The sequence below is a fragment of the Pantoea sp. ME81 genome (genome assembly GCF_903970985.1).
Lineage (GTDB): Bacteria > Pseudomonadota > Gammaproteobacteria > Enterobacterales > Enterobacteriaceae > Pantoea > Pantoea communis.
In genome coordinates this window covers 1-11938 of the sequence record NZ_CAJCKS010000150.1, presented here as the reverse complement: position 1 = coordinate 11938, position 11938 = coordinate 1, and the positions used below count along the sequence as shown (strand labels likewise).

The following is an 11938-nucleotide window of genomic DNA, read 5'->3' as shown; positions in this document are numbered from 1 at the left end:
TTGGTGCACTCGCCACGCGACCCCCTTGCACACCTCCGAGACGTACACTCTTTCCCTCCACGACGCTCTACAGATCTGTACAGGAAGATATCCTGGAAATCCTGCTCAATCTGAAAGGGCTGGCGGTAAGAGTTCAGGGTAAAGATGAAGTCATCCTTACTTTGAATAAATCTGGCATTGGCCCTGTGACTGCAGCCGATATCACCCACGACGGTGATGTCGAAATCGTCAAGCCACAGCATGTGATCTGCCATCTGACCGATGAAAACGCATCTATTAGCATGCGTATCAAAGTTCAGCGTGGTCGTGGTTATGTGCCGGCTTCTGCCCGAATTCATTCGGAAGAAGATGAGCGCCCAATCGGCCGTCTGTTGGTTGACGCTTGCTACAGCCCTGTAGACCGTATCGCCTACAATGTTGAAGCAGCGCGTGTAGAACAGCGCACCGACCTGGACAAGCTGGTCATCGAAATGGAAACCAACGGCACAATCGATCCTGAAGAGGCGATTCGTCGTGCGGCTACCATCCTGGCAGAACAACTGGAAGCTTTCGTTGACTTACGTGATGTACGTCAGCCGGAAGTGAAAGAAGAGAAACCAGAATTCGATCCGATCCTGCTGCGCCCTGTTGACGATCTGGAATTGACTGTCCGCTCTGCTAACTGCCTCAAGGCAGAAGCTATCCACTACATCGGTGATCTGGTACAGCGTACCGAGGTTGAGCTGCTTAAAACGCCTAACCTTGGTAAAAAATCTCTTACTGAGATTAAAGATGTGCTCGCTTCACGTGGTTTGTCTCTGGGCATGCGCCTGGAAAACTGGCCACCAGCAAGCATTGCTGATGAATAATCAGATCACAGGTTAAGGTTTCACTGAGAAGGATAAGGTCATGCGCCATCGTAAGAGTGGTCGTCAACTGAACCGCAACAGCAGCCATCGTCAGGCTATGTTCCGCAACATGGCCGGTTCTCTGGTTCGTCACGAGATCATTAAAACGACTCTGCCGAAAGCCAAAGAACTGCGTCGCGTAGTTGAGCCGCTGATTACTCTTGCCAAGACCGACAGCGTAGCTAATCGTCGTCTGGCATTCGCCCGCACTCGTGATAACGAGATCGTGGCAAAACTGTTTAACGAGCTGGGCCCGCGTTTCGCGAGCCGTGCCGGTGGTTACACTCGTATTCTGAAGTGTGGCTTCCGTGCTGGTGACAACGCTCCGATGGCTTACATCGAGCTGGTTGATCGTCCAGAAGCTCAAGCAGAAGCTGCTGCAGAGTAATTTGCAGTAACGTAGAAAACCCGCTTCGGCGGGTTTTTTATTGTCTTCAATTCCCCATCCCCCCATCTTTCGCTATGCTGAACGCTGTTGTAAGTCGTAGAGGTTCATAATGTGGTTAATTGACCAGCTGGTAGAACAGCAGATACGCGCCGCGCAGGAAAAAGGTGAACTGAGTAATCTACCAGGTGAAGGTGCACCTTTACAGCTCGAAGACGAAAGTGGCGTGCCGCCTGAGTTACGTACGGCATATCGATTACTGAAAAACTCAGGTTTTTTACCCCCTGAACTTGAAATGCGCCGCGAAGCTGTGCAACTCAACGATCTTTTACAGCTTTTGGATCCTGACGATCATCAAGCCAGTGAACTCAAAAAAAGATTAACCCTGCTGGAGATGAAGTTACAGCAGGCAGGAATGAGCACAGATTTTTTACGTGGTGAATATGGCGGTGCCATTCGACACCGCATGCTTCAGGAGAAGTAACATGTATAAAATTGGCCAGCTGGCTAAACTTGCTGACGTTACGCCTGACACCATACGTTTTTATGAAAAGCAGCAAATGATGGATCATGAGATTCGCACTGAAGGCGGATTCCGTCTCTATAACGATGATGATCTTCAGCGCTTACGCTTTATCCGCTATGGGCGTCAGCTCGGTTTCAGCCTGGATTCGATCCGCGGTTTATTATCGATCCGTATCGATCCCGAGCACCATACCTGCCAGGAGTCCAAAGCGATCGTGGCCAGGCGTCTGGATGAAGTGAATGGCATGATTGCCGAGTTGCAAACCATTCAGCGCTCCTTAGAGCGTTTAGCCGCGACCTGTTGCGGGGATCTGCATAGCAGTGCCTGCTGTTCTATTCTTGAAGCGCTGGAAAAAGGTGAAGAGCCGCAGGTGGAAATTTGTTGTAGCAAGGATTGAATTTCACTCAGGAAAGCCTATAGTTGCGCCATTATTAACCGGAGGACACTATGAGTCGCTATCAGCATCGCAAAGGCAAGATTAACGATAACGCTTTGGAGGCACTGTTACATGATCCGCTGTTTCGTCAGCGAGTTGAACAGAATCAGAAAGGGAAAGGCAGCTACCGACGTAAAGATAAACATGCGAAGGGTAGAAACTGGGAGGCCAGTGATAAGCAGAAAAGTTTATCACTGGCCTTCTGCTTTACAGACAAAAAAGCCGCCTGGACTTGGCGGCTTTTTTATCACAGTTTATCGCTGTTCTGCTGTTTCAACAGATCGCGAATTTCAGTGAGCAGCACTTCTTCGTTGGTTGGTTTTGGCGCTGGTTTTTCAACTTCTTTCTTCTGATACAGCTTGTTCATCAGCTTAATGGCCATAAAGATGGCAAAGGCAACGATGACAAAATCAAAAATGGTTTGAATAAAGTTACCGTATTCCATTACGACAGCAGGTACATCACCCTCGGCCGGTTTTAGGACCCACTTAAACTGTTTAAAATCGACTCCGCCAATCAGTAATCCCAGTGGTGGCATGATGATATTCGCGACCAGTGATGAAACAATCTTGCCGAAAGCGGCACCGATAATCACACCGACTGCCAAATCCACCACGTTCCCACGCATTGCAAAATCACGAAACTCTTTGAATAAACTCATTGTTATCTCCTTGCCTTGGCCAATGGCTAAAGTCTAACAAACCTTTGTGCAATTGCCATGATAACAGCGGATTAAGCAAAATTATCACGGCGGGCAAACGCCCGCGGCGATTTAGAGGAAGAAAGGACTTGGCTGGAAGAGACGTTCAACATCGGGGACAAACTTCTTATCTGTCAGGAACATAATGACATGATCGCCCTGTTCAATACGTACGTTGTCGTTAGCAATGATCACTTCATCGCCACGTACGACAGCGCCAATAATCGTACCTGGCGGTAATTTGATATCTTCAATTAAACGACCCACTACACGGGAAGTGGTCTCTTCACCGTGCGCAATAGCTTCAATGGCTTCGGCAATGCCACGTCGCAGTGAGGAGACGCCAACAATATCTGCCTTGCGCACGTGACCAAGCAGGGCGGAAATGGTGGCCTGCTGCGGAGAGATGGCAATATCGATCACGCTACCCTGAACCAGATCGACATAAGCACGACGCTGGATCAAAACCATGACCTTTTTCGCTCCCATCTTCTTTGCGAGCATGGCCGACATAATGTTGGCTTCGTCGTCATTGGTGACGGCGATGAAAAGATCCACCTGATCAACATGTTCTTCGGCGAGCAACTCCTGATCTGAAGCATCACCATAAAACACCACGGTGTCGTGCAGACGCTCAGCCAGTTCTGCTGCGCGTTGTTGATTACGTTCAATCAACTTCACGCTGTACTGTTTTTCCAACCGCTGGGCCAAACCAAAACCGATGTTGCCGCCGCCGACCAGCATAATGCGCTTGTAGGGTTTCTCAAGGCGCTGCATTTCGCTCATTACCGCGCGTATATGCTGGCTCGCGGCAATAAAGAAGACTTCATCACCCGCTTCGACAATCGTGGAACCCTGAGGGCGAATAGGGCGGTCCTGACGGAAAATAGCCGCTACGCGTGTATCAATATGCGGCATATGTTCACGCAAAATGGACAACGGGTTACCAACCAGTGGCCCACCGTAATAGGCTTTAACTACTGCAAGGCTCACTTTCCCTTCGGCAAAGTTAACTACCTGCAGTGCGCCAGGATACTGAATCAGGCGATGGATGTTGTCGATAACCAACTGTTCCGGTGAAATCAAATGATCGATAGGTACGGCTTCCGGTACAAACAGCTTTTCGGCATCGCGCAAATATTCCGCCGCGCGAATACGGGCAATTCGGTTCGGCGTATTGAAAAGCGAATAGGCAATCTGACAGGCAATCATGTTGGTTTCGTCGGAACTGGTGACAGCAACCAGCATATCTGCATCTTCAGCACCGGCTTCGCGCAATATACGTGGATGGGAACCATGGCCGTGCACCACGCGCAGGTCAAATTTGTCCTGCAACGCGCGCAGACGGGTGGCATCCGTATCAACAACAGTGATGTCGTTATTTTCGCCCACGAGGTTTTCAGCAAGTGTGCCGCCAACCTGCCCGGCGCCGAGGATAATAATTTTCATCGTTGAATCGCTCTTGTCAGAATGCGCCGCACTATTTCTTTATCAACTTAGCGTAAAAGAATCCGTCACCGCCATCAACGCTCGGGAAGACTTGCCACCCGTTGATTTGGCCTTCGGGCAGCGGCTCAGCGGCGGCATCATCGTGCTCAGCCAAAAAGGCCGCGATCTGCTGATGGTTTTCTTCGGGCAGAATCGAGCAGGTCGCGTAAATCATCGTGCCGCCGGATTTCAAACGTGGCCAAACTGCATTGAGGATTTCGCGCTGCAGTGCAGCCAGCTCTGGGATATCACGATCACGGCGCAACCATTTGATATCAGGGTGACGTCGAATCACTCCGGTTGCAGAACAAGGTGCATCCAGCAGAATACGGTCAAATTGCTGGTTGCCGCACCACTCTGCAGGTGTCCGGCCATCGCCCTGGCGGACTTCGGCTTGCATACCCAGGCGCTGCAGATTTTCATGCACGCGGGTCAAACGTTGTTGATCGATATCTACCGCCAGCACGTTTGCCTGAGGGGCGATTTCCAGAATATGCGTGGTCTTGCCGCCGGGCGCTGCGCAGAGATCGAGAATGGCTTCATTGTTTTGTGGCTCAAGCAGCAGAGCACAGCGCTGTGCAGACAAATCTTGTACTGTCACCCATCCTTGATCGAAGCCCGGTAACTGACTGACAGGAGCAGGGGATTCAAGACGCAGAGCATCCGGCGCATCGGCGGGGAAGGCTGCTTTGTCTTCAGCCTGTAGCAGGTTCAGCCACGCATCACGGCTATGGTGTTGGCGATTGACGCGCAACCACATCGGCGGTCGCTGATTATTGGCGTCAACGATCTGCTGCCATTGATCTGGCCAGGCGGTCTGCAAACGCTTAAGCAACCAACCGGGATGCCAGTAGCGCTGTGGGCCTTGATCCACTGCAGCAACCAGTTCCTCTTGCTGACGCTGGAACTGACGCAGTACACCGTTAATCAATCCCTTCAGCGCCGTACGCTTCAGGACTTCTGCACCGGCAACCGTTTCGGCCAGTGCGGCATGTGCTGGCACGCGCGTGTACAGCAACTGATACAACCCAACCATTATCAGGTAATGCAGTACGCGCTGCTTTCCCGTTAACGTGCGCTCCATCAGTTTGCCAATCAGCGCTTCCAGTTGTGGCAGAGTGCGCATTACGCCAAAGCAGAGTTCCTGCAACAGCGCGCCATCTTTATCAGCCAATGTTTTTTGCGCGCCAGGCAGAATGGCACTGAGCGATTCACCTTTATCTACCACGCGTTCAATCAGTTGCGCGGCGAGACTACGCAGGTTAGTTGCTTTTTTCATATTCATTCATCAAACAAAAAAGCCCGGTTAAACCGGGCTGGAGATCAGGCCAGAAGGGTGCCAGTGGCAAACCATTCACGACGCGAATTCAGCAGATCTTGCGCGGACATGGCTTTCTTACCCGCAGGCTGCAGCGAAAGTAGATTGAGTACGCCGTCAGCGGTGGCAATCTGAATGCCATTTTTATCAGCATGGATGACTTCGCCCGGCTGTTTGTTCTGATGAGGTAGAACGCTAGCCTGCCACACTTTGACGGGTTGATCCTCGATCAGGAAGAAACTCACCGGCCAGGGATTGAAGGCACGAATGCAGCGCTCAAGCTGTGCAGCAGAAAGTGACCAATCAAGACGCGCCTCTTCTTTACTCAACTTCTCAGCGTAAGAAACCAGCGCTTCATCCTGCACTTCAGGCTGAGCTTTGCCGCTGGCAAGCAGATCGAGTGTATCCAGCATACCTTGTGGCCCAAGCTCGGCCAGCTTGTCATACAGTGATGCGCTGGTGTCTTCAGGCGTGATAGGACAGGAGAGCTTATGCAGCATGTCACCCGTATCCAGACCCACATCCATCTGCATAATGGTCACGCCGGTTTCGCTGTCGCCAGCCCAGAGCGAACGCTGAATGGGCGCAGCGCCGCGCCAGCGTGGCAACAGTGAACCATGGACATTGATGCAACCGAGTCGCGGCATATCGAGAACCGCCTTCGGCAGAATCAGGCCATAAGCCACCACCACCATGATATCGGCTTGCAGGTCAGCAACCAGTTGCTGATTATCTTCAGGTTTTAGCGATTTTGGCTGGAACACGGGAACATCATGTGCCTGTGCCAACACTTTGACAGGGCCTGGAGTGAGTTTATTACCGCGTCCTGATGGACGGTCGGGCTGAGTAAATACGCCAACTACCTGATGCTCAGAAGCAAGCAGCGCGTCGAGATGACGCGCTGCAAAGTCAGGTGTACCGGCAAAGATAATTTTTAGCGATGCAGACACAGTTTAACCTTCTGTTAGTACTCAGGCTTCGCGTGCGTTCATGCGGGCCAGCTTTTCCAGTTTCTGTTTGATGCGCTGACGCTTCAGCGGCGACAGATAATCGATAAACAGCTTGCCATCCAGATGATCGATTTCATGCTGGATACAAATCGCCAGCAGACCATCCGTTTCCAGCTCGAAGCTCTTACCGTCACGATCCTGCGCACGGACTTTGACCCATTCCGCACGCGGGACAAAGGCACGCTGTTCAGGGATTGAGAGGCAGCCCTCTTCAATACCGGTTTCACCGCTTTTTTCCAGCAGTTCCGGGTTAATCAACACCAGACGTTCGTCTCGATTTTCAGAAACATCGATAACAATGATGCGTTGATGAATGTCGACCTGAGTGGCCGCTAAGCCAATGCCTTCTTCGGCGTACATGGTTTCAAACATGTCATCGACAATGCGCTGAACGTCTGCGTTTACGGTAGCCACCGGCGCAGCGATTTTGCGAAGGCGATCATCAGGGAAATGTAATACCTGCAAAACTGACATAAATATCCAGATCTGTATGCGTTAAAGAAAAGATTACTACCTCATATTGTAGACTTTTTGTGGCCTGATTGACAGCATTGCACCGCATGTGAGCGGGCTTAAGGATGGACGCGTGGAGCGAGTGGAAGGGATACTCCGGCTGGCAAATGTTAAAGGCCTGCGCCGGCATCGCGTAGTGAATCTCGCGCGGAATTTGCAAAACGGTGCTGCCGTCGATGACGAATTACTGTACAGCCATGGTTTGAATGAATTGCAGCGCCAACAGTTTAACGATTATTGCCCACGGCAACTGGCGCGCACGTTACAGTGGCTGGATCAACCTCATCATCATTTAGTCTCCTGTATAGATGCTGATTATCCAGCGTTGCTAGCAGAAATCAGTCAACGCCCCTCATTGCTCTATGTGGCTGGGCACCTCTCCGTTTTACAGACACCGCAATTAGCTGTGGTGGGCAGTCGGCACTGTTCCCACTATGGCAAAGAGTGGGGCACATGGTTTACACAGCAACTTGCACTCAGTGGGTTAACCATCACTAGCGGACTGGCTCGCGGTATTGATGGCGTTGCACACCGTGCAGCCTTGGACGCAAGTGGAAAAACAATCGCAGTGCTGGGCAGCGGCTTGCAACATATCTACCCCAAAAGCCATCAGTCGCTGGCGCAGGCGATCATGGATAACGAAGGGGCTTTAATCTCTGAATTTCCTCTTGATATGGCGCCACATGCGGTGAATTTTCCGCGCCGTAACCGCATCATCAGTGGGTTAAGTCAGGGAGTGCTGGTCGTTGAGGCTTCACTGAAAAGCGGTTCGCTGGTCACGGCTCGCTGCGCGCTGGAACAAAACCGCAATGTTTATGCATTACCTGGAGCATTGGGTAATGATGGCAGTGAAGGTACGCATTGGTTGATTCAGCAGGGGGCACTGTTGGTTGCCCATCCAAATAACATCCTTGAAGATTTGCATTCCACATTGCAATGGCTGCCGGCAACCACTTCAGAAACAATATATTCACAAGACAGTGACGATGTTCCATTGCCATTTGCAGGCGTGTTGGCTAACGTAGGTGATGAGGTTACACCTGTTGACGTCGTCGCTGAACGTGCCGGCCAACCTGTGCCAGTTATCGCAGCCCAGTTGCTGGAGCTGGAGTTAGCAGGATGGATCGCAGCTGTACCCGGCGGCTATGTCCGATTGAGGAGGGCATGCCATGTTCGACGTACTTATGTACTTGTTTGAGACCTATATCCACAACGAAGCTGAAATGCGTGTTGACCAGGATAAATTGACCGATGATTTGGCCGATGCGGGTTTTCATCGTGAAGATATCTACAATGCGTTGAATTGGCTTGAACGTTTAGCGGACTATCAGGATGGTCTGGTGGCGCCTGTACAATTGGCCGCAGATCCGCTCTCAATGCGAATTTATACGGACGAGGAATGCCAGCGTCTTGATGCTGATTGTCGCGGTTTTATTTTGTTCCTGGAACAAGTTCAGGTGCTGAATATGGAAACGCGCGAGATGGTCATCGAACGGGTCACGGCTCTTGATACTCAGGAATTTGATCTTGAAGATCTCAAATGGGTGGTGCTGATGGTGCTGTTTAACATCCCTGGATGTGAAAACGCTTATCAGCAGATGGAAGAACTGTTATTCGACGTCAATGAAGGTATGCTGCATTAATTTGCGATTAATGCATCCGGAAATATGAGTAAATCAGCACTATTTTCTGTGCGTAAACACGATCCCTGCCCCGCTTGCGGGGCAGATTTAGTGATACGCAGTGGTAAACACGGCCCGTTTCTTGGCTGTGTGAATTATCCAACCTGTGATTATGTTCGTCCCCTGAAAAATCAGGCCGATGGGCATATCGTTAAAGTGCTGGAAGGGCACGCGTGTCCTCAGTGCGGCGCAGATAAAGTTCTGCGTCAGGGGCGATTTGGAATGTTTGTTGGTTGTAGCCACTATCCGGAATGTGATTACACTGAAACTATCGATAAGCCCGACGAGACCGCGATTGCCTGTCCCCAATGTCAGAACGGAAAGCTGGTTCAGCGCCGTTCGCGCTATGGCAAAACCTTTCACTCCTGCGACCATTACCCCGATTGCCAATTTGCAATCAATGCAACGCCTGTTGAAGGTGTCTGCCCGCATTGCCAGTTTCCCTTATTAATAGAGAAGAAAACCGCACAAGGCATGAAGCGCTTATGCGCCAGCAAACGCTGTGGCAAGCTCATCGCCCAGGACGAAGAACGATCATGAAGCAAAAAGCGTATGTCCCCGGAAGTCTCGAATTTTGCATCGAGCAACTACAACAGCAGGCCGTTATTGCCTATCCAACCGAAGCAGTGTTTGGTTTAGGTTGCGATCCCGATAGCGAAAGCGCCGTCATGGCCTTACTGGCGCTCAAGCAGCGTCCGGTTGAGAAAGGGCTTATCCTGATTGCAGCAGATTATGCGCAACTGGAACCCTACATTGCCGATCGCGAACTCACGGTGCTACAGCGTGAGCGCATGTTTGCTAGCTGGCCAGGGCCGGTGACTTATGTTGTTCCGACAACACCGCATACGCCACGCTGGTTAACAGGACGTTTCGATTCGCTGGCTATCCGCGTTAGCGATCATCCGGATGTGCAGGCACTTTGCCGTGGCTTCGGCAAACCATTGGTGTCTACCAGCGCCAATCTCTCCGGTGAGGCGCCGTGCCGCAATGCTGATGAAGTTGCACAGCAATTCGGTGCTCAATTCCCCGTGTTGCATGCTGCAACGGGCGGGCGGCTAAATCCTTCTGAAATTCGCGACGTTATCAGCGGCGAACTTATTCGTCAGGGTTAATTTATGGAACACTTCGCCGTTTTTGGTCATCCCATTGCACACAGTAAGTCACCTTTCATTCATAGCCTTTTTGCCGAGCAGACAGGAATCGCGCACTCCTATGGCCGGATTTGTGCTCCGCTGGAGGGGTTTCCTCAGTCAATTAGCGACTTTTTTACTGTCGGTGGAAAAGGTGCAAATGTCACACTGCCGTTTAAACAACAGGCGTGGGAACTGGCCGATGAACTCAGTGAACGTGCAGCCTTATCTGGGGCGGTTAACACATTAAAGAAAAAGGCAGATGGCTCGATCTTTGGTGATAATACCGATGGAATTGGCCTGCTAAGCGATCTGGAACGATTGAATTTGATCCGTTCTGGTGACCGAATTTTATTGGTGGGAGCCGGTGGTGCGGCTCGTGGTGTGATCCTTCCCCTGCTTTCTTTTGGATGTTCAGTGGTAGTGGTCAACCGAACGGTTGCCCGCGCTGAAGAATTGGCAAATATCTTCCAGCATAGTGGGGATATCCAGGCGAGCAGCTTTGCTGAGCTCTCCGGCCAGGCATTTGATCTGATCATCAATGCAACTTCCAGTGGCGTTGAGGGTAAAGTGCCGCCGTTGCCAGACTCATTGATCACCCCGCAAACACGCTGCTACGACATGTTCTATCAGCAAGGGCTGACACCATTCTTGTTGTGGTGTCAGCAGCACGGTGCGGGTCAGCTGGCAGATGGATTGGGCATGCTGGTGGGGCAGGCGGCACATGCTTTCCAATTGTGGCATGGCGTGATGCCAGAAATTACCCCCGTTATTGCCCAATTAAAGCAGGCCATGAAGGAGTGAATCAGGCGATCCATTTTCCCGATCGTGAAAGTTGGGACGAGGAACGAGGAGCGATCGTCTTTCCGGTTTTGGTGCAAGGAATGGGGTTAACTTGTGCCATCAAGCCCGACGCATTACAGGATCGATTCGGAATGGGCGCAGCGATGGCGCTGTTTAGCGCGCATCGCTGGGATCTGGAAGAAGAAGCGGAAGCGCTTATCCGGCAGGATGAGATCGATGATCAAGGTTGGGTCTGGCTCTCCTGAGCGAGGTATTCATCTTTCCAGCCAACATAATTGTTAGATGAATAGAGTAGACCTGCGATTTCCGCCTCACTTAATGGGCGGATCTGTTTAACCGGGCTGCCTAAATAGAGGTAGCCGCTTTCCAGTCTTTTACCCGGAGGAACCAGACTACCCGCTCCGATCATGACATCCTCTTCAACAAACACGCCATCCAGCAAAATCGATCCCATTCCAACCAGCACGCGATCGCTGATATGACAGCCGTGCAGCATTGCTTTATGGCCTACAGTCACGTCTTCACCAATCACTAAAGGGTGCCCTTCCGGGTTGCTGGTGGATTCATGCGTGACGTGCAAAACGCTGCCGTCCTGAATATTGCTTCTTTTACCTATCACGACTTTGTTCACATCACCGCGGATAGCAACCAGTGGCCAGATGCTGACATCGTCGGCAAGCTGCACTTCACCCACCACCACGCTACTGCGATCAATCATTACGCGATCGCCGATTTCTGGAAAATGGTTCTTATAAGGTCGTAGGGCTACAGACATGATCTTTCTCCTTTTGCACTTTATACCCCTAGCCTGCGGCTTATCAGGCTGGCAAACAAGATGAATTTTGAGCGGATCGCTCGCGATCTCAGCGAAAAGATTGAAAACTCGCCAGTCGATTAAAAAGATCGAAAAAAGGGGTTGTGCAAAAAAATCGGATCCCTATAATGCGCCACCACTGAGACGGCAAAGCGGCAACGCAGGCGGCTCAGCAGGGAGTGAAGAAATTCATCCCGCCGGAGAAAAACGCTGAAAAAAGTGTTTGACTCTGAAGGAGGAAAGCG

At 51.2% G+C, this 11938-nt stretch carries 16 protein-coding genes and 1 pseudogene; 11 read left to right on the top strand and 6 right to left on the bottom strand.

What is annotated here, in order from left to right; translation table 11 throughout:
• From rpoA to H7A81_RS28035, 5 genes and pseudogenes are all read left to right on the top strand, one after another.
• The coding region (gene rpoA, locus H7A81_RS21160; RefSeq protein ID WP_255479006.1) for a DNA-directed RNA polymerase subunit alpha at positions 1-848 on the top strand (848 nt) is incomplete at its 5' end.
• A gap of 40 nt (positions 849-888) precedes the next feature.
• Positions 889-1275 carry a 50S ribosomal protein L17 gene (rplQ, locus tag H7A81_RS21155; protein ID WP_003850180.1) on the top strand — a complete coding sequence of 129 codons (387 nt, stop codon included), beginning with the start codon at positions 889-891 and terminating at the stop codon, positions 1273-1275.
• Positions 1276-1384: 109 nt separating this feature from the next.
• Positions 1385-1756 (top strand): DnaJ family domain-containing protein, encoded by a 372-nt coding sequence (locus H7A81_RS21150; protein ID WP_097119788.1) that lies wholly within the window; start codon positions 1385-1387, stop codon positions 1754-1756.
• 1 nt (position 1757) lies between these two features.
• The gene (gene zntR, locus H7A81_RS21145) at positions 1758-2195 is read left to right on the top strand and encodes a Zn(2+)-responsive transcriptional regulator (protein ID WP_058960612.1); all 438 of its coding nucleotides are present in this window, start codon (positions 1758-1760) and stop codon (positions 2193-2195) included.
• A 50-nt stretch (positions 2196-2245) separates the two neighbouring features.
• Positions 2246-2443 (top strand): annotated as a pseudogene (locus H7A81_RS28035) (alternative ribosome-rescue factor A); the annotation flags it as partial.
• A 38-nt stretch (positions 2444-2481) separates the two neighbouring features.
• Here the strand turns inward: H7A81_RS28035 and mscL are convergent.
• The 5 genes from mscL to def all read right to left on the bottom strand — a co-directional run bounded on the left by mscL (position 2482) and on the right by def (position 7224).
• Positions 2482-2895: a large-conductance mechanosensitive channel protein MscL gene (gene mscL, locus H7A81_RS21135; protein WP_034830732.1), complete on the bottom strand. Its 414-nt coding sequence runs from the start codon at positions 2893-2895 to the stop codon at positions 2482-2484.
• A gap of 111 nt (positions 2896-3006) precedes the next feature.
• On the bottom strand, positions 3007-4383 hold the full coding sequence (trkA, locus tag H7A81_RS21130) for a Trk system potassium transporter TrkA (protein WP_182058630.1): 1377 nt from the start codon (positions 4381-4383) through the stop codon (positions 3007-3009).
• Between the two features lie 31 nt (positions 4384-4414).
• Positions 4415-5701 (bottom strand): 16S rRNA (cytosine(967)-C(5))-methyltransferase RsmB, encoded by a 1287-nt coding sequence (gene rsmB, locus H7A81_RS21125; protein WP_182058629.1) that lies wholly within the window; start codon positions 5699-5701, stop codon positions 4415-4417.
• Between the two features lie 44 nt (positions 5702-5745).
• On the bottom strand, positions 5746-6690 hold the full coding sequence (fmt, locus tag H7A81_RS21120) for a methionyl-tRNA formyltransferase (RefSeq protein ID WP_166936294.1): 945 nt from the start codon (positions 6688-6690) through the stop codon (positions 5746-5748).
• 21 nt (positions 6691-6711) lie between these two features.
• Complete coding sequence (def, locus tag H7A81_RS21115; RefSeq protein ID WP_034830726.1) at positions 6712-7224, bottom strand: peptide deformylase; 513 nt, start codon at positions 7222-7224, stop codon at positions 6712-6714.
• A 112-nt stretch (positions 7225-7336) separates the two neighbouring features.
• Here def and dprA point away from each other — a divergent pair, with 112 nt between their 5' ends.
• From dprA to H7A81_RS21085, 6 genes are read left to right on the top strand one after another with little or no spacing between them, the layout of a single operon-like run.
• Positions 7337-8461, top strand: a complete 1125-nt coding sequence (gene dprA / locus H7A81_RS21110) for a DNA-protecting protein DprA (protein WP_182058628.1) — start codon at positions 7337-7339, stop codon at positions 8459-8461.
• Positions 8433-8906 (top strand): DUF494 family protein Smg, encoded by a 474-nt coding sequence (gene smg / locus H7A81_RS21105; RefSeq protein ID WP_034830723.1) that lies wholly within the window; start codon positions 8433-8435, stop codon positions 8904-8906. Before dprA ends, smg begins: the two co-directional genes overlap by 29 nt.
• A gap of 24 nt (positions 8907-8930) precedes the next feature.
• The gene (locus H7A81_RS21100) at positions 8931-9485 is read left to right on the top strand and encodes a type I DNA topoisomerase (RefSeq protein WP_182058627.1); all 555 of its coding nucleotides are present in this window, start codon (positions 8931-8933) and stop codon (positions 9483-9485) included.
• Positions 9482-10057 carry an L-threonylcarbamoyladenylate synthase type 1 TsaC gene (tsaC, locus tag H7A81_RS21095; RefSeq protein ID WP_045833801.1) on the top strand — a complete coding sequence of 192 codons (576 nt, stop codon included), beginning with the start codon at positions 9482-9484 and terminating at the stop codon, positions 10055-10057. Before H7A81_RS21100 ends, tsaC begins: the two co-directional genes overlap by 4 nt.
• Positions 10058-10060: 3 nt before the next feature.
• Positions 10061-10879, top strand: a complete 819-nt coding sequence (gene aroE, locus H7A81_RS21090) for a shikimate dehydrogenase (RefSeq protein ID WP_182058626.1) — start codon at positions 10061-10063, stop codon at positions 10877-10879.
• Positions 10876-11124 carry a DUF1488 domain-containing protein gene (locus H7A81_RS21085; RefSeq protein WP_182058625.1) on the top strand — a complete coding sequence of 83 codons (249 nt, stop codon included), beginning with the start codon at positions 10876-10878 and terminating at the stop codon, positions 11122-11124. Before aroE ends, H7A81_RS21085 begins: the two co-directional genes overlap by 4 nt.
• On the opposite strand, the gene H7A81_RS21080 is transcribed toward H7A81_RS21085, so the two are convergent.
• Entirely contained in the window at positions 11100-11654 is a 555-nt protein-coding gene (locus tag H7A81_RS21080) for a gamma carbonic anhydrase family protein (RefSeq protein ID WP_182058624.1), read from the bottom strand. The two genes, H7A81_RS21085 and H7A81_RS21080, sit on opposite strands and share 25 nt — an antisense overlap.
• Positions 11655-11938: the final 284 nt, after the last annotated feature.